Annotated in this window: 15 protein-coding genes and 2 rRNA genes; 5 read left to right on the top strand and 12 right to left on the bottom strand. The window is 69.8% G+C overall.

The window, feature by feature from the left end:
• Nucleotides 1–48: 48 nt before the first annotated feature.
• From VMD91_00140 to VMD91_00100, 9 genes are read right to left on the bottom strand one after another with little or no spacing between them, the layout of a single operon-like run.
• The gene (locus VMD91_00140) at nt 49–765 is read right to left on the bottom strand and encodes an FtsQ-type POTRA domain-containing protein (protein ID HTW82458.1); all 717 of its coding nucleotides are present in this window, start codon (nt 763–765) and stop codon (nt 49–51) included.
• 59 nt (nt 766–824) lie between these two features.
• Nucleotides 825–1,634: a Cof-type HAD-IIB family hydrolase gene (locus VMD91_00135; protein HTW82457.1), complete on the bottom strand. Its 810-nt coding sequence runs from the start codon at nt 1,632–1,634 to the stop codon at nt 825–827.
• A gap of 46 nt (nt 1,635–1,680) precedes the next feature.
• Entirely contained in the window at nt 1,681–2,301 is a 621-nt protein-coding gene (locus VMD91_00130) for a hypothetical protein (GenBank protein HTW82456.1), read from the bottom strand.
• Between the two features lie 54 nt (nt 2,302–2,355).
• Entirely contained in the window at nt 2,356–3,630 is a 1,275-nt protein-coding gene (hisD, locus tag VMD91_00125) for a histidinol dehydrogenase (protein ID HTW82455.1), read from the bottom strand.
• 52 nt (nt 3,631–3,682) lie between these two features.
• The gene (locus VMD91_00120; protein ID HTW82454.1) at nt 3,683–5,221 is read right to left on the bottom strand and encodes an AMP-binding protein; all 1,539 of its coding nucleotides are present in this window, start codon (nt 5,219–5,221) and stop codon (nt 3,683–3,685) included.
• A 2-nt stretch (nt 5,222–5,223) separates the two neighbouring features.
• Nucleotides 5,224–6,021 carry a crotonase/enoyl-CoA hydratase family protein gene (locus VMD91_00115; GenBank protein ID HTW82453.1) on the bottom strand — a complete coding sequence of 266 codons (798 nt, stop codon included), beginning with the start codon at nt 6,019–6,021 and terminating at the stop codon, nt 5,224–5,226.
• A complete protein-coding gene (hisG, locus tag VMD91_00110; GenBank protein ID HTW82452.1) occupies nt 6,018–6,656 on the bottom strand; it encodes an ATP phosphoribosyltransferase in 639 nt (212 codons plus the stop codon). Before hisG ends, VMD91_00115 begins: the two co-directional genes overlap by 4 nt.
• Nucleotides 6,656–7,864, bottom strand: coding sequence for an ATP phosphoribosyltransferase regulatory subunit (gene hisZ / locus VMD91_00105; protein ID HTW82451.1), 1,209 nt, complete (start codon nt 7,862–7,864; stop codon nt 6,656–6,658). Before hisZ ends, hisG begins: the two co-directional genes overlap by 1 nt.
• Entirely contained in the window at nt 7,861–11,376 is a 3,516-nt protein-coding gene (locus VMD91_00100) for a DNA polymerase III subunit alpha (GenBank protein HTW82450.1), read from the bottom strand. Before VMD91_00100 ends, hisZ begins: the two co-directional genes overlap by 4 nt.
• 96 nt (nt 11,377–11,472) lie before the next feature.
• Between VMD91_00100 and VMD91_00095 the strand changes: the two genes are divergently transcribed.
• From VMD91_00095 to VMD91_00080, 4 genes are all read left to right on the top strand, one after another.
• Nucleotides 11,473–12,585: a GGDEF domain-containing protein gene (locus VMD91_00095; protein ID HTW82449.1), complete on the top strand. Its 1,113-nt coding sequence runs from the start codon at nt 11,473–11,475 to the stop codon at nt 12,583–12,585.
• Nucleotides 12,586–12,828: 243 nt separating this feature from the next.
• Nucleotides 12,829–14,514 carry an FAD-dependent oxidoreductase gene (locus tag VMD91_00090; protein ID HTW82448.1) on the top strand — a complete coding sequence of 562 codons (1,686 nt, stop codon included), beginning with the start codon at nt 12,829–12,831 and terminating at the stop codon, nt 14,512–14,514.
• 3 nt (nt 14,515–14,517) lie between these two features.
• On the top strand, nt 14,518–15,474 hold the full coding sequence (locus VMD91_00085) for a succinate dehydrogenase/fumarate reductase iron-sulfur subunit (GenBank protein ID HTW82447.1): 957 nt from the start codon (nt 14,518–14,520) through the stop codon (nt 15,472–15,474).
• A gap of 1 nt (nt 15,475) precedes the next feature.
• Complete coding sequence (locus tag VMD91_00080) at nt 15,476–16,426, top strand: CoB--CoM heterodisulfide reductase iron-sulfur subunit B family protein (protein HTW82446.1); 951 nt, start codon at nt 15,476–15,478, stop codon at nt 16,424–16,426.
• Nucleotides 16,427–16,480: 54 nt separating this feature from the next.
• On the opposite strand, the gene VMD91_00075 is transcribed toward VMD91_00080, so the two are convergent.
• Nucleotides 16,481–19,192 (bottom strand): pitrilysin family protein, encoded by a 2,712-nt coding sequence (locus tag VMD91_00075; protein ID HTW82445.1) that lies wholly within the window; start codon nt 19,190–19,192, stop codon nt 16,481–16,483.
• Nucleotides 19,193–19,451: 259 nt separating this feature from the next.
• Between VMD91_00075 and VMD91_00070 the strand changes: the two genes are divergently transcribed.
• The gene (locus tag VMD91_00070; protein HTW82444.1) at nt 19,452–20,282 is read left to right on the top strand and encodes an ABC transporter substrate-binding protein; all 831 of its coding nucleotides are present in this window, start codon (nt 19,452–19,454) and stop codon (nt 20,280–20,282) included.
• An 81-nt stretch (nt 20,283–20,363) separates the two neighbouring features.
• Here VMD91_00070 and rrf read toward each other — a convergent pair.
• Both rrf and VMD91_00060 read right to left on the bottom strand, forming a co-directional pair.
• Nucleotides 20,364–20,480, bottom strand: a 5S ribosomal RNA gene (gene rrf / locus VMD91_00065).
• A gap of 114 nt (nt 20,481–20,594) precedes the next feature.
• A 23S ribosomal RNA gene (locus tag VMD91_00060) occupies nt 20,595–20,991 on the bottom strand; the annotation flags it as partial.

The raw sequence follows: 20,991 nt of genomic DNA, 5'->3' as shown, positions 1-20,991 counted from the left end.
TGGCTGGGTCCGCGGATACCTACGAAATCTCTGCACACATTCCACAGATCAGCGGAAGTCGACGACCGGCGTACCGGGCGCGCGCAGGTCGATCGCCCGGACGGTCCGAGCATGCCCGATCCCGGCCCGGACCGGGCCGACCAGGGCGGCCTTGGCGGCCAGATCGCCGTCCTCGCCGAGCAGTAGGACGACCCCGCTGGCATCGACGCCCTCCAGGCCGCCCCAGCGGTCCCAGCCCAGGCTGCGCATCGACAGCCCGGCGTCAGCCAGCGTCGCGGCGTCGGCGAGGAGACGCACGATCGCCGGGTCGCTCACCGTGGCGCCGGGCGCCGGAATGCTCGCCGGACCGGCTGTCAGGCGCGGCAGCGCGCCCGACGCGCAGCCGGCTTGCAGCACGCGCGCGCTCGCGTCGAGCGTCATCTCGCCGCCGCCGGCGCGCAGACAGAACGCCGGACGCCGCACCGTGACCGCCAGCTCGACGAACGGCGCCGGAAATTGCCCGCGGTGCACGCTGGTGCGCTCGACGTACGGGATCGCGTCGACGCGGCGCGCGATCGCGCCCGGCCGCAGCAGCCACACGTTCGCGCCCGGCGCGACGGCGGCCGCCGCGCGCACCTCTTGCGCCGAGACCGGTGAACCGAGCGGCACGTCGACGCCGACGTGCGCGACGCGGAAGAACGGCGCGTTGGCGAGATAGACGCCGGCGACGACGGCCAGCACGGCCAGCACCACCGCGAGGATGCGAAACGGCCGCACGCGCGCCACGACCGAGGGTCTGCGGCGGCGTACGGCGGTCAGTCGCGGTCGCTGACGCGTTGCCGCCTTCACGCGAGGACGTACCGTTCGATCGCCTCGGCGACGCCGTCGTGCGCGACGTCGGCGACGACGTGATCGGCTTTCCCGAGCAGCTCGGGCGGACCCGAGCCCATCGCGACCCCGACCGCGGCCGCTTCGAGCAGCGGAACGTCGTTCCACGAATCGCCGACCGCCAGCGTCGCGTCGAGCGGCACGTCCAAGCGCGCCGCGACGAACGCCAGCGCTTTGCCCTTGTCGACGGCCGGATCGACGACCTCGACGAAATCGGGGTGGCTGCGCGTAAGGTATGCGCGTTCGCCGAGCAGCGCGTGCAGCGCCGCCAGATGCTCGTCGGCGCGCGCCGGCTCGTCGACCAGCACGATCTTGATCGTCGGCCGTTGCGCGAACGCGTCGCGCAGCGAGGGGACCAAGACCGGCTCCACGCGCGCCAGCGCCGTGTAGCGGCGCGAGAAGCGGTTGATCTCGTCGACGTACAGGCGGTCGTCGGCGTAGCACTGCGCGTGGACGCCGTGCGCGTGCGCCCAGTCGAGCACCTCACGCGTCACGTCGGAACGGACCGGCGTCTCGCGCAGCGTCGCGCCGGTGGCGACGTCGTAGATCGCGGCACCCTGGTAGCAGACGATCGGCCCCGCGATGTGCAGCTGCCGCGCGAACGGCTTGGCCGCGGCGAACATGCGGCCGGTCACGATCGTCACCGCGACGCCGGCCGCTTGGGCCGCCGCGACCGCCGCCGCGACCCGCGGCCGCACGACGAGATCCTCTCCGATCAGCGTTCCGTCGAGGTCCAGCGCGACGAGGCGAATGCGCGTCGAGGACACCATCGGGCAGACGTGTTCGCCGCCGAGCGCGGCGATTCCGCGTGCGCTACGTGCAGAACTGCGGGTAGGCGAACTCCGTTTGCACGAGGACGAGCAGATAGCGGTTGCCGGGCTGCAACTGCAGGCTCGACACCGGCGTGTCGCACCACTCCTCGGACGGCGCGCCGCCGCCGTTGCCGGGCAAGTCGAAATCCATGATGGACTGACTCGTCGTCACGTTGCCCAGGACGAAGCCGTAGCCGGCGGAACTGGCCGGATCTCGGCTCAAGAGCAACTGCGAAACTGCCGTCATCGTCAGCGCCGACGGCGAGACGGTGACCGCGATGCGATCGACCGGCGCGGGGCTGGCCGGCGCGAAAAGGGCGGCCGAATCGGTCGTGTCCGCGGCGAGCGTCATCATTTCGCCGCTGGGTGCCGGAGAGCCGACGACGACCGTGAACACGACGCCGTTCGCACCGGCCGCGGTCAGCGTCGAGCCCGGCGCGATGGCCGCCGTCGTCGCCGTCGGCACGGGGCTGGGCGAGGGGCTCGGGGTCGGCCCCGTCGCGCCGACCACGCCCACCGCGGGCACCGGCACCGTCGTGCCGCGGTTGCCGCCGGGCCCGCTGCACGCGGCGAGGGTCAGACCGGCGAGGAACAGCGCCGCCACGCAAAAACGAGCCTGCATGGACCCGAGCGTACCACGGCCGCCCGCCCGGGACGCGAGCGCCTAGCGGTTTTGTTAGCCGCCGCGCAAGCGGGCGGTGCGCGCGTGAGCGGGCAGTCCCTCGAAGTCGGCCAGCGCGGCCAGCAGCGGCGCGTCGTCGCGCATGCGCTGCGCGCTGTTCTCGACCAGCGTCATCGTGCGCTGGTAGTCGATCGTCCGCAGGCCCGATGAGAAGCGCGCGGCACCGGAGGTCGGCAGCGTGTGGTTCGTCCCGGCGATGTAGTCGCCGGCCGCGACCGGCGTGTGCTCGCCGACGAAGATCGCGCCGGCGCGGCGGATCTTCGGGATCCATTCGGCCGGATCGGCGACCATCAGCGAGAGGTGCTCGGGCGCGAAGCGATCGATGACCTCGACGATCTCCTCGTCGCGCAGCGCGTGCACGATCCAGGTGCGCTCGGCCAACACCTTGGCGACGATCGCGTCGCGGCCGCTCTTCTGACCGAACGGTCCCTGCAGCAGATCGATCACGGCGAACAGCAGCGGGCGGTGGCGCGAGACGACGGCGACGCGCGCCAGCGGATCGTGCTCGGCTTGCGCGACCAGCTCGCCCGCGACCAGCTCGGCGCGCGCACCGGCATCGGCGACGACCAGCACCTCGGAGGGGCCCGCCAGTCCGTCGATCCCGCAGGCGCCGAACACCTGGCGCTTGGCTTCGGTGACGTAGACGTTGCCCGGGCCGACGATCTTGTCGACCGGCGCGATCGTCGGGGTGCCGTACGCCAGCGCGGCGATCGCCTGCGCGCCGCCGACCGCGTACAGCTCGTCGACGCCGGTCAGCGCGCAGGCGTAGAGCACGGCCGGATCGATCGTGCCGTCGCGCTGGGGCGGCGTGACGACGACGACGCGCGCGACGCCGGCGACCTTGGCCGGCACGACGGTCATCAGCACGGTCGAGGGCAGCGAGGCGCTGCCGCCGGGGACGTACGCGCCGACGGCGCCCAGCGGGCGCGAGAGGTACGCGTAGTGCGTCATGTCGTGCACGTGATAGTCGATCGGCGCCGGCAGCTGGCGCGCGTGGAAGTCCGCGATGCGCTCGCGCGCCAGCTCGAGGCCGGTCGCGATCTGCTCCGGCACGAGCGCGCGCGCGTTCTTGCGCGAGGGAATCTCCACGCGCAGCGCGTCGAGCTCCGCCTGCGCGTGGTCCCAGCGGCGCGTATACTCGAGCAAGGCGACGTCGCCGCGCAGGCGGACGTCATCCAGAATCGCGCGCACGGCGAAGACGACGGCCAGCGGCGGATTCCACCCGCCCTCGAACAAGCCGCCCAGCGCCTCGCGGTCCGAAGCGTTCACGATCTCCAAGCTCACCCGCTTCGCTTCCGTGTCCGGCACGGAACGTCCCACCTTAGGCGCGCACCGGGCCGTAGCGCTCGCGCAACGCCTTGCGGCTGAGCTTGCCGACCGCCGTCTTGGGGATCGCCGGGTCGAACAGCACGCGCTGCGGCTTCTTGTACGACGCCAGGCGTTCGCGGCAGAACGCGATCAGCTCGTCCGCGCCGGCGGCGCCGTCGGCGTGCAAGGTGACCACCGCGGTCACGGCTTCGACCCAGGTCTCGTCCGGCAGACCGATGACCGCGCACTCGCGCACCGCGGGGTGCGCCAGCAAGACGTCCTCGACCTCGCGCGGATAGACGTTGTAGCCGCCGGTCACGATCATGTCCGACGTGCGGTCGAGCAAGTACAAGAATCCGTCGCCGTCGAACCGGCCGACGTCGCGCGTGCGCAGCCAGCCGTCGGGTAAGCGCATCTGCGCGTCCAGCTCGGGCGCCTCGAAGTAGCCGGCCATCATCGAGGGGCAGCGCACCGCGATCTCGCCGGCCTCGCCGCGCCGGACCGGTGCGCCCGCTTCGTCGACCAGCGCCAGCTCGACATCGATCGCCGGGCGTCCGCACGAACCCAGCCGCGCCGGCACGTGATCCTCGGGCCGCAGCACCGTCAGGCAGAGCGGCGCTTCGGTCTGTCCGTAGTACTGATAGAACACGGTGCGCCCGAAGACGTCGAGCGCGCGTTCGAGCACCGGGCGCGGGATCGGCGAGGCGCCGTAGATCAGCGCGCGCAGCCGCGAGAAGTCGCGACCGGAAATCGAGGGCTCGGCCAAGAGCAGCTGCAGCATCGTCGGCACGAGGTTGATCGTGGTCGCGCCTTCGCGCTCGAGCGCGTCGAGGTAGCCGGCCGGTTCGAAACCCGGCAAGATGACGGTGCGCGCGCCGCGCAGCCAGAACGGCAGCACGAACACGCCGCTGGCGTGGAGCAACGAGGCCGCGTGCAGCATGACGTCGTCGGGTCGCACAGCGATCAGGTTGAGCAGCACGTTGCGGCAGATCGCGGCGTACGACGCCTGCGTGTGCTGGGCGGCTTTGAGCGTCCCGGTCGTTCCCGAGGTGAACAGGGTGATGATGACGTCGTCGGGCCGTACGTCGAGCGCGGGCAGCCGCGGCGACGCCGTGCGGCCGAGGCGCGCGAGCGAGGCGACCTCTTCGTTTTCGGCAGCGACGAGCGGGATGCGGCGCAAGCCCGGGATGCGGTCGGCCAGCTCGAGCGCGCGCTCGCGCAAGTCGGGGCCGTGCAAGAGCACTTCGGCCCGCGTCTCGACCAGCATGCGGGCGTGCTCGTCGAGCGAGAGGCGCGCGTTGAGCGGGACGCGGTTGAGGTTGGCTTTGACGCAGGCGAAGTCGACCGGAACGCTGAGCAGCGAGTTGTTGATCAGCAGCGCCACCCGCGCGCGCGGCGCGATCCCGGCGCCCAGCAGCGCGTTCGCGTAGCGGGTGCTCAGATCGTCGACCTCGGCGAAGCTCAGCGTCGTCTCCCCGACGCACACGGCGACGCGGTCCCCGTGTTGCTCGGCACCGCGCACGATGAGCTCGCGGTAGGTCGGTCCGATCATCGTCACTCCTCGGGGCGGCCGTGCCGGCCTGCGCCCCCCGCAAAGCGCGCCGCGCCGCCGATTCCTTCGGCGAACACGACCGGGTAACCGCTGCGTCCCTCGGCACGCAAGGCGGCGTCCGTCGCGAGGTCCCAGCCCGCGTAGGCGGAGCGCCGGTCGGTCAGCATGCACGACTGCGGCAGCGCGGCCAGCTCGCGCGCCAGCGTTTCGGCGTGGGCGCGCGCGGCGCCGGTCGGCACGACCCGGTTGGCCAGGCCGAACTGCAGCGCCTCGGCCGCGCCGACGGAGCGCCCGGTCAGGATCATGTCGAGCGCGCGGCTCTGACCGATCAGGCGCGGCAATCGGACGGTGCCGCCGTCGATCAGCGGCACGCCCCAGCGGCGGCAGAACACGCCGAAGGTCGCGTCGTCCTCGACGACGCGCAGATCGCACATCAGCGCCAGCTCGAGACCGCCGGCGACCGCGTAGCCGGCGACGGCCGCGATGACGGGTTTGGCGAAGACCATGCGCGTCGGCCCCATCGGCCCCGGTCCCGCGCCGTCCGGCTCGACCGCGTTGCGCCGTGCGGGATCGTCCATCGCGGTCAAGTCGGCTCCGGCGCAAAACGTTCCGCCCGCGCCCCACAGGACCGCGACGCGCAGCGCCGGGTCGGCCTCGAACGTCTCGAAGGCGGCGCGCAGCGCGTCCGCGACGGGACGGTCGACGGCGTTGCGCCGTTCCGGCCGGTCGAGCACGATCGTCGCGACCGCGCCGTCGCGCTCCAGCCGCACATGCGGGCCGAAGGCGACGACGTCGCTCACGCCGGGATCGCCGAGAGCCGTCCGAGCAGGGTCGTGATGGCGGCGTACTTGGTGCGGAAACGGACCGGGTTGACGACGAAGCGCGCCGTGCTCTCCGCGATCTGCTCGACGATCACCAAGTCGTGCTCGCGCAGCGTCGTGCCGGTCGCGACCAGGTCGACGATCAAATCCGCCAGGCCGACCAGCGGGCTCAGCTCGACCGAGCCGTGCAGCGGGATCAGCTCGACCGGCAGATCGCGCTCGGCGAAGAACGTTTCGGCGGAACGGGTGAACTTCGTCGCGACGCGCAGAAACGTCGGCAGCGGCGCGCCTTCGTGATAGCGGTCGATGCGGCGCCCGGCGACGACGAGCCGGCAGTAGCCGAAGCCCAGATCGGCGAGCTCGGCGACGTTGCGGTCGGTCTCCCAGAGCACGTCCTTGCCGACGATGCCGCAGTCGGCCGAGCCGAACTCGACGTAGGCGGGGACGTCGCTCGGCCGCAGCAAGAGCAGCGTCGTACCGTCCGAGGTCGTGATCGTCAGCTTGCGCCCGACGTCGTCGGGGACGTCGATGCCGGCGGCGCGCAAGCGCGCGGCCGCGTCGGGGTAGAGCGCGCCTTTGGGGACGGCGATCGTCAGCGGCTCGACGGCGAGCATCAGCGCGCGTCCCAGTTCGAGGGGGTGCGCGGCAGCGGCAGCTCGTCGGTGCGCGGGCCGACGCGCACCTCGCGCACGTTGCCGTTGCGCGCGATCAGCACGCGCGGGATACCGTACGCGCGCGCCTCCTCCACCAGCTCGGCGTCGCTGAGCTGCGAGCCGGCGTAGCGCACGACGTTGCCGGCGTCGCGCTCGCGCGCCGCGACCACGTCGGATCCGGCCACCAGCACGTCGATGCGATGGCGGCGGCGCGCCACGTGCTTGCCGCGCCGTTCCAGCGCGATCAGCAGCCGCTCGACGCCGGCCGTCCAGCCGACGGCCGGAACCTCGAAGCCGAGCTTGGGCAAGAGCGAGTCGTAGCGGCCGCCGCCGCACAGCGCGAAGCCGATCTCCTCGACGTAACCTTCGAACTGCAGTCCGGTGTAGTACTCGAGGTCGCGCAAGAGCGAGAAGTCGACGTGGACGCGGCCGGCGTAGCCGAGCAGCTCGGCGCGCTGCAGCAACGTCGCGAGATCGTCGAGCGCGGCCAGCGACTCGGCGGTTCGACAGACGGCGCGCGCGGCGTCGATCGTCTCGCGCCCGCCGCGGCGCAGCCCGAACTCGAGCAGCGCCGGCCGCTCGAACCCCGCCAACGCCACCAGATTGCGCCGCCGCAGAGCCTGTTTCGCCTGGTGTGCCGCCGCACCGTCGAGCCCGACGCCGTCCAGCAGCCCGTCGATGACGCGCGCGTCGTTGATGTCGAAGCGCGCGTCGCGCAGGCCGATCTCGTCCATCGCCTCGATGGCCATGAACAGCGTCTCGGCGTCGGCGTCGACGCCGGCCGCGCCGATCAGCTCGGCACCGGCCTGCGTCAGCTCGCGCATCCGGCCTTCTTGCGGCTGCTCGTAATAGCGGAACACCGGCGCGACGTAGGCCAGCCGCAACGGCAAGGGCTGCTCGCGCATGCGGGTCGAGACCAGCCGCGCGATCGGCGTCGTCATCTCCGGGCGCAGCGCCAGCGCGGTCGAGCGCCGGTCGTTGAACTGGAACAGCAGCTCGGCCGTCTCCTCGCCCAGTCCGCGCTCGAGCACGTCGTAGCGCTCGATCATCGGCGTCTGGACCTCTTCGTACGCCCAGCGGCCGAAGACCGCGCGCATCTGCCACTCGACCTCGCGCTTGCGCGCCAGCTCGTGCGGCAACCAGTCGCGAACCCCGGCCGGCAGCCTCACGGCGGCCCTTCGCGAACGTTCGCGCCGCCGACGATGGCGGCCAGGCGTTGCGCGACCCGGCGGTCGCCGGCGACCTGCCGTTGCACCGTCGAGCCGTTGATGTGCAGCACCAGCGGCGTCGTCCCGCTCCACTCCGAGAGCAGCGTCGCCAGATCGTCGATCTGATCGCGCGAGTTGATCGTCACGTGCCAGCCTTCCGGCGGCGCGGCCGCGCGCACGGCGTTGCGATCGAACAGCTGCACGTCGTTGACCGAGACGTTGAGGTCGACCGGTGCTTCCTCACCCGGCGTCGCACCGCCGCGCCGCTCGCGCAAGCGCAGCCGGCCGGTGATGACGACGATGCGGTCTTCCTCGAACTTCGCCTGCAGATCGCCGTACTGCTTGGGGAAGACGACGCACTCGACGGCCCCGGTCGTGTCCTCGACCGTCGCGATCAGCATCTGCATCTGCGCCTTGGTCAGCGTGCGGCGCACCGCGGTGACCAGGCCGGCGATCTTCACCGGCGCGTCGTCCTCGAGGTTGCGCAGCTCGCGCACCGGAATCGCGCCGGTGCGCGCCAGCGCCTCGGTGACGTCGGCCAGCGGGTGCCCGGAGACGAAGATGCCCAGCGTCTCCTTCTCCCAGCCCAGCGCCTCCATCGTCGAGGGCGCCGGCAGCGGGCGCAGCGAGGGCTTGAGGGCCGGGTGCGGCTCCTCGATCATCCCGAACAGCGAGGCCTGGCCCAGCTCGCGGTCGCGCGCCTCACGCGAGGCGGCGTCCATCGCCGCGTCGAGCGCGTCGAGCAGTTGCGCGCGGTTGCCCGGCAGCTGGTCGAGCGCGCCGCACTTGATCAGCGCTTCGTAGACTTTGCGGTTCGCCGCCCGCACGTCGACCCGTTGCACCAGATCGAAGAGGTCGGCGAAGGCGCCGCCCTGTTCGCGCGCGGCGAGGATCGCCAGCACCGCACCCTCGCCGACGCCCTTGACGGCCGCCAAGCCGAAGCGGATCGACTCGCCGACGACCGCGAAGTCGACCAGCGAGGCGTTGACGTCCGGCGGGAGCACCGGGATGCCGAGCTTCTTCGCCTCTTCGATGTACTCGACCAGCTTGTCGGTCTTGTCGCGCACCGAGGACATCAACGCCGCAAAGTACTGCAGCGGGTAGTTGGCTTTCAGGTACGCCGTCTGATAGGCGATCCACCCGTACGCCGTCGCGTGCGCCTTGTTGAACCCGTAGCCCGCGAACGGCTCGATGAACGCGAAGATCTTCTCGGCGAGCTCGCCCTCGACGTCGTTCTCGGCGCAGCCGGCGACGAACTTCTCTTTGTAGTACGGGATCTTGTCCTTCTGTTTCTTCCCGACCACCTTGCGCAGCTCGTCGGCCTGCCCCATCGAGAAGCCCGCCAAGTCGCGCGCGATCTGCATCACCTGCTCCTGGTACAGACACACGGAGTACGTGTCCGCCAGAATCGCTTCCAATTTCGGGTGCAGGTACTTGGCTTGGACGCGGCCGTGCTTGCCCGCGATGTAGTCCGGGATCCACTCCATCGGTCCCGGACGGTACAGCGCGACGAGCGCGATGATGTCTTCCAGACGCGAGGGCTTGAGGTCGACGCAGACCCGGATCATGCCCTCGGATTCCATTTGGAAGACGCCCAGCGTCTCGCCGCGGCCGAGCATCTGGTACGTCCGCTGGTCGTCGTCGGGAATCGTCGCGAGGTCGAACTGCGGATTGACCGTGCGGCGAATCTCGTCGGCGGCCGCCTTCATCACGGTCAGGTTGCGCAGGCCCAAGAAGTCCATCTTGAGCAAGCCGATGCGCTCGACCATCGACATCTCGTACTGCGTGTTCACGCCGTCCTCGCCGATCTTCACCAGCGGGACGTGATCCGTCAGCGGGTTCTTCGAGATGACGACGCCGGCGGCATGGGTCGAGGCGTTGCGGGCCAGCCCCTCGATCGACGTCGCCGTGTCGAGCAGCTTGCGAATCTGCGGATCCTGGCGGTAGAGCGCGCCCAGCTCCGGGATCTGCTCCAGGGCGGCCGGGATGGTCAGGCCGTTCGGCCCCGAGGGCACGAGCTTCGCGACCCGGTCGACGTCCGGCAGCGGCACGCCCAGCGCGCGGCCCGCGTCGCGGATGGCGGCCCGCGCCGCCATCGTCCCGAAGGTGACGATCTGCGCGACGCGGTCCTTGCCGTACTTCTCGATGACGTACTTGATGACTTCGTCGCGGCGTTCCACGCAGAAGTCCGTGTCGATATCCGGCATCGAGATGCGCTCGGGGTTGAGGAAGCGCTCGAAGATCAACCCGAACTTGATCGGGTCGAGATCGGTGATCCCCAGCGCGTAGGACACGACCGAACCGACCGCCGAGCCGCGGCCCGGACCGACCGGGATGTCCTGATCGCGCGCGTACTTGATGAAGTCCCACACGATGAGGAAGTACGACGCGAAGCCCATCGTGTTGATGATGCCGAGCTCGTACTCGAACCGCTCGCGCAGCGCGGCGTCGGTCCTCGCGCGCTCGCCGTAGCGCGCGATCATGCCCTGCTCGCAGACCAGGCGCAGATAGTCTTCCGCGCTCATGCCGACTTCGCGCGCCGCGTCGACGTCCGAGGGCAGCGTGCCCGGCGCCGCCTGCGCGAGCACGCCGGCCACGTCCTCCGCCGCGCTTCTCGGCACGGGGTAGTCCGGCAGATAGAAGACCTTCTCGGGGATGGTGATGTCGATGCGCTTGACGATCTCGAGCGTGTTGTCGCACGCATCGGGGACGTCGGCGAACAGCTCGCGCATCTCCTCGGCGCTCTTGACGTAGAACTGGTCCGAGAAGAACTTCATCCGGCTGGTGTCGGCGACGGTCTTGCCGGTGCCGATGCACAGCAGCACGTCGTGCGCCTGCGCGTCCTCGCGCGCCAGGTAATGGGAGTCGTTGGTCGCGACGAGCGGGTAGCTCGCCTCTCTCGCCAGCTTGATCAGGCCGGCGTTGATCGCGTCCTCCTCGGGCATCCCGTGCCGCATGATCTCGACGTAGAACCGGTCGCCGAAGATGTCGGCGAACATCTTGGCGTTCTTCTTGGCCGTCTCGTAGTCGTTCTTGAGCAGCGGCGCTGAGACCAGCGAGGACATGCAGCCGGAGAGGACGATGAGCCCCTCGTTGTGCTTCTCGAGCAACTCCATGTCGATCCGCGGCTTGTAATAGTACCCCTCGAGGAAGCCTTTCGAGATCAGCGTGGTGAGATTTTTGTAACCGACGTCACTTGCGGCCAGCAGCGTGATGTGCGCTTCGTCCCGTACCGTACGGTCGAAACGGCCGCGCGGCGCGATGTAGGCCTCGCAGCCGATGATCGGCGTGAGACCGTACTTCTTCTTGGCCGTGTCGTGGAACTCGACCGCGCCGAACATCACGCCGTGGTCGGTCAGCGCGATGCCCGGAGCACCGTCCTCGGCCGTGCGCCGACACAGCTGGTCGACGCGGCAAGCGCCGTCGAGCAACGAATACTCGCTGTGCACGTGCAGATGGACGAACGAACTCAACGAAAAGCTTACCTTGACCGACGGCCGGGCGCGGGAAACCCACCTGATACCTGAGAACGGTAGCGGTACCCTGCGAGCGTCAACCCCGGACCGTACGTGGAAGTTCCCGTCCCCGTCTTACCGCTGGACATGGCGACCGAAGAGCTGATCGCGCTCCGCGAGGAGATCGCGCTGCTCCGTCGTCGTGTTTCCTCGCTCGAGCTCGAGCGCGACGAATTCGCCCAGCAGAACTCTGGGCTCTTCGTCTTGCAGCAGGTCTTCTCGAGCATGAACTCCACGTTGGAGATCGACGACATCCTCGCGATGGTGTTGCGCGGCGTCCACGAGGCGCTCCACTTCGGCCGGGTGGTTCTGTTCGAGGTACGCGACGGCGTCCCCAGCCGGCGGCTGGAGACCGACCCCGGCGGCACGGTCGTCCACAGCCCCGACCCCGACGCCCTGCGCCGGACGCCGGCCTTCGCCTCGATGGTCGCCGGCACGCTGGAGCTCAAGGAGGGCGCGGCCGAGGAGGACGACAGCCCGCTCGACGACGCCGAGGGGATCTACTGCATGGTCCCGCTGATCAGCCGCAACACCGTCCGCGGCATCCTCTACGTCGACCGTCCGCCGGACTCGGCGATCAGCGAGACCAACGTCCAGCTGCTGTGGGATTTCGCCGCCCAGGCGGCCATCGCGATGGAGAACGCCCGCCTCTACAGCGAGACGAAGCGGCTCCTCGAGGAGACCCAACGGCTGGCCTCGACCGACCCGCTGACGGGCCTGGCCAACCGGCGCGCCCTCAACGAGCTGATGGAGCGCGAGCTCCACAACGCCGAGCGCTACGGTGCGCCGCTGGCCTTCCTGGTTCTCGACCTGGACGACCTCAAGAAGATCAACGACGGGCTCGGCCACCATGCCGGCGACGAGGCCTTGCGCTCGTTCGCCGAGATCCTGCGGGCCAACGCCCGGCGCGGGGACATCGTGGCCCGCTACGCCGGCGACGAGTTCGTGCTGGTCATGGCCCAGACCGACCGGATCGCGACCGAGGCCATCCTGCGCCGCATCTACGCCGCCATGGACCGCTCCGAGCTGCACTGCTCGGCCGGGATCGCGCTCTTCCCGCGCCACGGCGCCGACGCCACCACCCTGTTCGCCGCCGCCGACCGGGCGCTCTACGAGGCCAAGCTGGCCGGCAAGAACCGCTTCCGCTTCGCCCCCGAACCCGCCTAAGGTAACGTCCAATCCGAGCCCCCTCGGGGAATCCCGCCCCACCCTCACGCCCCCGGGCTCGGGCGTCGGGGGGGACCCGCCGCGAAGCGGTGGGGGGCGCGGAGTCCGGGACGGAGCGCCGTTTAACTACGTGCCGTTAAAATGGGGAACCGACCGTGCGACGAAGGTGGTGCGTCGGGAAATCGGTTTCCGTATAAAGTAGGTTCGAAGCACAACCCACATGCGAGGGGCGCAAACACACACGTGATCAAGCACGACATCGTCGTGATCGGCGGGGGTCTGGCAGGCATGCGCGCGGCCGTCGAGGCTGCGGAGCGCGGGGCCGACGTCGCGATCGTCTCCAAGATGCACCCGGTCCGCAGCCATTCCGGCGCGGCCCAAGGCGGCATCAACGCCGCCCTGGGCAACCGTGAGGACGACTCGCCGGAGAACCACGCCTTCGACTGCGCGAAGGGGTCGGACTACCTGGGCGACCAGGACGCGATCGAGGCCATGGCCGACGACGCACCGCGCCAGATCATCTGGCTCGAGCACCGCGGCTGCATCTTCTCGCGCATGCCCGACGGCCGCATCGCGCAGCGCCCCTTCGGCGGCGCCGGCTCGCCCCGCACCTGCTACTCGGCCGACGTCACCGGTCTGGTCATCCTGCACACGCTGTGGGAGCAGCTGGAGCGCTTCGGCGTCAAGGTGTACGAGGAGTACTTCGCGACCGCCCTGGCGGTCGAGGACGGGATCGGCACCGGCGTCGTCGCCTACAACATGCGCTCGGGCGAGCTCGAGCTGGTGACCGCCAAGGCGACCATCTTCGCGACCGGGGGCCTGGGCCGCGTCTACCGCAAGACGACCAACGGCTACGCGTCGACCGGCGACGGGATGGCGATCGCGTATCGCGCCGGCATCCCGCTGATGGACATGGAGTTCGTCCAGTTCCACCCCACCTCGCTCAAAGAGAACGGCGTGCTGCTCTCGGAAGCGGCGCGCGGTGAGGGTGCGTACCTGCTCAACTCCGAGGGCGAGCGGTTCATGTTCAAATACGCCCCGAACAAGGGCGAGCTGGCCTCGCGCGACGTCGTCAGCCGTGCCGAGTGGACCGAGATCCTCGAAGGCCGCGGCATCGACGGCTGCGTGCTGCTCGACCTGCGTCACCTGGGCCGCGAGAAGATCCTCGAGCGGCTGCCGCAGATCCGCGAGCTGGCGCTGGACGCGACCGGCAAGGACGCGATCGACACGCCGATCCCGATCCTCCCCGGCATGCACTACGCGATGGGCGGGATCGAGACCGACAAGTTCGGCGCGACCCGCATTCCGGGCGTCTACGCCGCCGGCGAGTGCGCCTGCGTCTCCGTGCACGGCGCCAACCGCCTGGGCGGCAACTCGCTGCTCGAGACGATCGTCTTCGGTGCGCGCTCCGCGCAGCACGCGATCGACTACATCAAGAACGTCCCCGCGGTCAAGCCCGGCGAGAAGACCCTCGCGAGCGAAAAGGACCGCATCGCCGGCATCCTCGCGCGCAGCGGCGGCGAACGCCACAGCCACGTGCGCCAGGCCGTCAACGAGGCGATGAGCGAGCACGCCTTCATCTTCCGCAACGAAGCGGACCTGAAGGCCGGCATGGACGGGCTGCGCGCCGCGCGCCAAGCGGCGACGACGATGACCGTTCAGGACAAGTCCAAGACGTTCAACACGGACTTGGTCAACCTGCTGGAGACCGAGTTCTTGGCCGACATCGCGCAGCCGATCATGCTCGGCGCGCTCAACCGCCAAGAGTCGCGCGGCGCGCAGGCGCGCACCGACTTTCCCGACCGCGACGACGAAAAGTGGATGGTCCACACGCTCATGCGGTACAAGGGAGCTACCACCGACCCCGAGCCCGACTACGGCCGCAAGGTGACGATCACCAAGTGGCAGCCCGCGGTCCGGAGCTATTAGATCATGGCCTATACCTTAGACATTTTCCGGTACGACCAGGCGACCGACGAGGTTCCGCACCGCGACCGGGTCGAGATCACCGATCTGCCCGACACGGTGACCGTGCTCGACGCCCTCGAGCACGCCAAGGCGGAGATCGACGGCTCGATCTCCTTCCGGCGCTCGTGCCGGTCGGCGATCTGCGGCTCGTGCTCGATGAACATCAACGGCACGACCGGCCTGGCGTGCAAGACGCCGGTCAAGTCGGTGCTCAAGGCCGACCGCAGCGTCCAAGTCGATCCGATGCCGAACTTCCAGCCCATGAAGGACCTGGTGGTCCACATGGATCCGTTCTGGGACAAGTACACGCGCCTCAAGCCGTACTTGCAGCCGGCCGATCGCGACGAGGACCACGAGCGCGAGCGCCGCGTCTCGCCGGAAGACATGCACAAGCTGGTCGCCGTCGCGAACTGCGTGATGTGCGCGACCTGCTACGCGCTCTGCCCGGTCGTCTCGGTCGACCCGTCGTTCGCCGGCCCCGCCGCGATCGCGTACGCGTACCGCTTCATCGAAGACGTCCGTGACTCCAAGCGCAAGGAGCGCGCGGCGCAGATCAGCGACGACTACTTGTGGCTGTGCGCGCACTGCTACGCGTGCTCGTACTGTCCCAAGCACGTCGACCCGCACGACGACATCATCGCCGTCAAGCGCGCGACGATCGAGGAAGGCCTGACCGACGCGCCCGGCCCCCGCCACGCGCTGGTGGTCGCGAAGACGGTCAAACAGACCGGCATGCTGCACGAGACCGAGGTCATCCAAGGCACCGTCGGTCGCTTCAATATCGTCGGCTTGTTCAAGACCGCGCCGTTCGGGATGCGGCTCGCGTTGGCGGGCAAGATGCCGCCGCTGTTCCTCAAGCCCGTTCCGAAGGTCGACGAGATCCGGACCATTTTCGACACCCTGGAGGCCCCGACGCTCTGACATGACTGCAGTGATGGAGAAGCCGCAGATTCGCGGCAAATCGAAGTCCGCCCAGATGCGCAAGTACGGGTTCTTCCCGGGCTGCGTCGCCAAAGAGTCGTGCAAGGAGCTGTTCAACTCGACCATGCTCCTGGCCGACCGGCTGGGCATCGAGCTCGTCGAGCTGACCGCCGCTTCGTGCTGCGGCGCCTCGGTGCTCAACGACACCAACCGCGACATCGCGCGCGTCCTCAACGCGCGCACGTACGCGCAGGCCGAAGCGCTCGGCCTGGACGACGTGATCACGATCTGCTCGACCTGCACCGGCCACATGCGCGCGGCCAACAAGGAGCTGCTCGAGGACGAAGGCCGCATGGGTCAGGCCAACGCGATCCTGGGCAAGTTCGGCGCGAAGTACGACGGCTCGGTCACGGTCCGGCACCTGCTGTGGCTGCTGATCGACGATATCGGCCTGGACGAGCTCAAGAAGATGGTCGTCAACCCGCTCAACGGCCTCAAGGTCGCGCCGTTCTACGGCTGCCACATCATCCGCCCCGAGTCGGTCAACGGCTGGGAGTCGGCGCGCAACCCGCACTCGCTCGAAGACCTGATCGTCGCGCTGGGCGGCGAAGCCGTCGACTACGCGGGCAAGACGCGCTGCTGCGGTTTCCACGTCCAGCTCGAGAAGGACGGCATCGCGGCCAACATGGTCGGCCAGAACATGCGCATGGCCAAGGACCAGGGTGCGGAAGCGGTGATCACGCCGTGCCCGCTCTGCCACCTCGCGCTCGACGGCTACCAGGCCGACTCGGTCGCGCGCTGGGGCCGCACCGATCTGCCGATCTTCCACCTGCCGCAGCTGGTCGGGCTGGCGTTGGGGATCGATCCGTCGACGCTCGGTCTCAACAAGCACATCATCTCGCCGGGCATGATCCTCGAAGAGCACGACCTCGCCCCGGCACACGTCGCGTAAACGGCGCGAGCCGCACGCAACACCGAAGGGCGCCCGCGCGGGCGCCCTTCTTCTTTAGCCGGGCTGCACGGTGAGCCGCACGAAACGGTCCGGGTCGATGCGGCGCATCGCGTGCTGCAGCTGGGCCGGGGTCACGCGCAACAGCGCGCGCCAGTACCACGCCGTCCCTTGGTCCAAGCCGCCGTCGGCGCCGGCCAGCATGTCGTCGGCGACGCCTTCGAAACTGTCGAGCGGCAAGATCCGCTGCGCCAGCAAGAGCGCCTTCGCGCGCTGGAGGTCGTCGAGCGGCAGCGGATGCTCGCGCAGGCGGCGCAGCACGGCCAGCGCGGACGCGTTCGCCGCTTGCGCGTCCCTCGGATCGCTGGCGTAGCTCAGCGTGAACGTACCGCCGCTCTGATCGACCGTCAGCGACGAGCTCACGTCGTAGACGTAGCCCTTGCGCGTGCGCAGCTCGCGCATCAAGAGCGACCCCATCCCTTCGCCCGAGAGGATCGTGTTGGCCAGCAGCAGCGGGACGTAGTCGGGATCGTCGACGCGCAGCGGGATCGTCTGGCGCAGCGTCACCTGCGACTGCGTCGCGGTCGCCGACTTCACCGTCAGCGAGGTGGCGCGCCGCTCCTTGGGCACGGGGTAGCGGAAGCTGGGCGGCGGTCCGTTCGCACGCCAGCCGCCGAACGCCGCGCGCAACGCCGCGGCAACGCGCTTCGGATCGACGTCGCCAACGACGACGATCGCGGTGACGTCGGGCCGGCACGCGAACCGGTAGTACTTCCGCACGTCATCGAGCGTGATCGCGGCGACGGTCGCATCGGTCGCGACGCGCCGGCGCGGATCGCTCGGCCCGTACATCGCTTTCCGTTCCGCGTCCGCCGCCAGCGCGCTCGGCATGCCGTCCGCTGCCGCGACCGACTGCGCGAGGGTGCTCTTCGCGACCACGAACGCGTCCGGCGCGAACGAGGGGTGCAGCAACCCGTCGGCGAGGAGTCCCAGGCCACGCTCGAGGTCTTCCGAGCGCACGCCGAGCGAGAAGCTGAACCCGACGTGCCAGTTCGCCGCCAACGCGTCGTAGGCGCGTTGGTATTGATCGAGCGTCAACGTCTGCGTGCCCCAGCCCAGCAGCGTGTCGACGACTTGCTGCACGCCGTCCTTGCCGCGCGGCTCGTAGAGCGCCGGCGCGGTTCGGACGATGCCCTTGACGATGACGGCCGGCGCGCTCGTCTCGCGGCGGATCGCATAGCGGACGCCGTTCGGGAGCCGCCCGAACACCGCCGCCTCCTCGTGATACGTGGCGGGGACGAGCGGAACGTCGAGCGCCGCGGTCGCCCAGGCCGGCAGGCGCTGTTCGCTTTCCGGTTCGACGCCGACGTGTTCGGTCAGCGGCCCGGATGCCGGCGCGGCGACGTTCTTGGTCGGTTTGGGCGTCAGCTGCATCGTCACCGCGCGGCCCGGTGCGACGTACTTGCGCAGCGCGGCGTCGACGTCGGCGGGCGTCACCGCCGCGACGGCGGCCGCCAGCGCGGCCGGCGTCGTCCCGGCCTGCTCGGCGTCGAGCCAGCTCAGCCCGAGCCCGGAGATCGACGCGGCGCGCGTCGCGAAGCCGGCCAACAGCCGCGCTTTGGCAACCTCGATCAGTTCCGGCGGCACGCCGCCGGCGCGACAGGCGTCGATGATCCCTTGCACCAGCGAGAGCGCGTGGGCCGCACCCTCGCCGCGCGCCGGGATCGCGAAGACGGCAAACGCGCCGAGCTCGCGGAACGCGCTTGCCACCGGGAACGCCGCCAGCACCTTGCCGCTCGTCGAGAGGGTCCCGAAGGGTCCGCGCGCGGACTGCAAGGCGACCGCGAGCACCTGCGCCGCCGCGTAGTCCGGATCGTGCCGACCGGGAAAGCGAAACCCGATCGCCGCCAGCGGCAGCGGAAAGTCGACGTCCGCGTTGACCGTCGCGACGGCGAGATCCGGGACGGTGAAGGCGGCGTGCGCCGGCACGGGCGGCGCGTCGATCGCGCCGAACGCGGCCCGCGCCCGGCGCACGACGTCGTGCGGATCGACGTCGCCGGCGACGATCAAGGTCGCGTTCGACGGCACGTACCAGCGCTGATAGAAAGCGCGTATCTGGTCGGCGTGCAGTGCGTCGAAAGCCGGCTTCGTCCCGATCGGTGTGTGCGCGAACGGCGTGCCGGCGAAGAACGCGTCGCGCAGCTTTTGCGCCGGCCCGGCGATCGGGTTGCCCTCGAAGGCGCGCACCTCTTGCTCGATCGCGCCGCGTTCGGTCGACCAGTCGGCTTCGGTGATGCGCGCGCCGCGCATGCGATCGGCCTCGATCGCGAGCGCGACCGGCACGTAGGCGGCCGGGATGCGATACCAATAGACGGTGCTCTGCTCGGCGGTGTACGCGTCGTAGACCGCGCCCATGCGCGCTTCGATCGCGGCCAGCTGCTGGGCGCTGAGCGCCTGCGTACCGCGAAAGAGCATGTGTTCCGTCGCGTGCGCGATCCCCGGCGCGGTATCGTCGGCCGAGCCGACCCCGTACGCGAGCGCGGTCAGCGCGACCGGCGCCAAGCGATCGACCACGACGATCACCCGCATCCCGTTGGGCAGGGTGACGTCGGCGTCGGCCGCGACGACCTGAGCCGCCGGCGTCGCGCTGGGCGCGGCGGTCACCGCCGGCGATGCGCTCGGCGCGGGAACGGGTTGCCGTGCCCAGACCGCCGGCGGCGGCAGCAGCACGCACAGCGCGAGGGCGAGCGGCGCAATCGAACGGCGCATGTATCCGAGAGCACGAAAGCGGCGCCCGGTGGGCGCCGTCACGGCGATCTAGGTGCGGCCGTTGCGCCGCTCTTCGACGAAGCCGCCCCAATAGAGCAGGGCGACGATGCCGACCGACAAGATCACGAGCAGAATCGGAATCAGAAAATACGAGGGCATGTCGTCCGTCGGCTTCGCGGGGAGCGGTCCTCCCCCCCTCCGCCGGGACGTGGCTCGTTTCGGCGGGCCGCCGCCGGGCCGGTGGAGTAGTGAGCGTTCGATGATCCGCCGCCTACTCGCCGTCGTCGCCGCCGCGGCGTCGACGCTCGCCCTCACCTCCGTCGTCGTGGCCGCGCCGCCCGGCGCGCTGCGCGTCGCCTCCGACATCTCGTACGCCCCGCTCGAGTTCCGCCCCGCCGGCAGCAGCCGGGTCGAGGGCTTCGACTACGATCTCGCGCAAGCGCTGGGCGCGCGTCTGCACGAGCGCATCGACTTCGCCAACCACGACTTCTCGACGCTGCTGCCGGGACTCGAGCGCGGCCGCTTCGATTTGGTCGTCTCGGCGCTCTCCGACACCCGCACGCGCGAAGCGCAGGTCACGTTCGTCGACTACTTCCTTTCCGGTACCGGGATCCTCACGCGCGCCGGCAACCCCGCGCACTTGTGGAATCTGGCCAGCCTGTGCGGCCACCGGGTGAGCGTCGAAGCCGGGACCTCGGGCGAGACGGCCGCCCGCGCGCAGAGCGCGCGCTGCGCCGAGATCGGCCTGGGCTCGATCGCGCTCGTCACCGCGCCGACCGACGAAGCGGCGCTCGCCGCGTTCACCGCCGGCAAGACCGACGCGCACCTGTCCGACTACCCGGTGGTCGCGTACTTGGCACGCACGCTCGGTGAGGGCAAAGCCTACGAGGTGATCGGCCGCCCGTTCGACGTCGTGCCGTTCGGCATAGCGGTCGCGAAGTCGAATCGCGCGTTGCTCGACGACGTCCGCGGTGCGCTGCTCGCGCTCGTGCGCGACGGCACCTACGACCGGCTGCTGCGCAAGTGGAACCTCGAAGAGGGCGCGCTGCGCTCCGCGCCGATCGACGCCGGCACGAAGTTCCAACAGTAGGCGCCGCTCGCATCGCTGCGGTCCGCAAAAGCGAACAGCCCGCTCGATCGTTGCCGATCGGCGGGCTGTTCGTGACGGATAATCTGGCGACGTCCTACTCTCGAGGGACCCTGCGGTCCGACTACCATCGGCGCTGGCGGGCTTAACTGCCGTGTTCGGGATGGGAACGGGTGGAACCCCGCCGCTATGATCGCCAGAAACTTGATCCGCCCCGCGACGCCGAGCCGAGGCTCGAGGCTAGTCGCGGTGCGAAAGCTGCACAGAGAAGAACTTCCATGGCCAAACGCTCAATGCGTTCTTTTGGCGTATATTGTTAATAAGTGTCCGGGCGATTAGTACCGGTCAGCTCCAGCGATTGCTCGCCTTCCACCTCCGGCCTATCAACGTGGTAGTCTCCCACGACCCTTCACTCTTGCGAGATTGAGATCTCATCTTGGAGTCAGTTTCACGCTTATATGCTTTCAGCGTTTATCTGATCCGAACGTAGCTACCCGGCTATGCCGTTGGCACGACAACCGGTTCACCAGCGGTTCGTTCAACCCGGTCCTCTCGTACTAGGGTCGACACTCCTCAAATCTCCTACGCCCACGGCGGATAGGGACCGAACTGTCTCACGACGTTCTGAACCCAGATCGCGTACCGCTTTAATGGGCGAACAGCCCAACCCTTGGGACCTACTACAGCCCCAGGATGCGACGATCCGACATCG

The sequence above is a fragment of the Candidatus Sulfotelmatobacter sp. genome, assembly GCA_035504415.1.
In the GTDB taxonomy this organism is placed as follows: Bacteria; Vulcanimicrobiota; Vulcanimicrobiia; order Vulcanimicrobiales; family Vulcanimicrobiaceae; genus Vulcanimicrobium.
This window is presented reverse-complemented; position numbering and strand designations above follow the sequence as displayed.

Coding starts and splice junctions, on each gene's coding strand:
- VMD91_00130 (HTW82456.1), bottom strand. CDS start 2,301: ATGCAGGCTCGTTTTTGCGTGGCGGCGCTGTTCCTCGCCGGTCTGACC.
- VMD91_00120 (HTW82454.1), bottom strand. CDS start 5,221: ATGATCGGACCGACCTACCGCGAGCTCATCGTGCGCGGTGCCGAGCAA.
- hisG (HTW82452.1), bottom strand. CDS start 6,656: ATGCTCGCCGTCGAGCCGCTGACGATCGCCGTCCCCAAAGGCGCGCTC.
- VMD91_00085 (HTW82447.1), top strand. CDS start 14,518: ATGGCCTATACCTTAGACATTTTCCGGTACGACCAGGCGACCGACGAG.
- VMD91_00080 (HTW82446.1), top strand. CDS start 15,476: ATGACTGCAGTGATGGAGAAGCCGCAGATTCGCGGCAAATCGAAGTCC.
- VMD91_00075 (HTW82445.1), bottom strand. CDS start 19,192: ATGCGCCGTTCGATTGCGCCGCTCGCCCTCGCGCTGTGCGTGCTGCTG.
- VMD91_00070 (HTW82444.1), top strand. CDS start 19,452: ATGATCCGCCGCCTACTCGCCGTCGTCGCCGCCGCGGCGTCGACGCTC.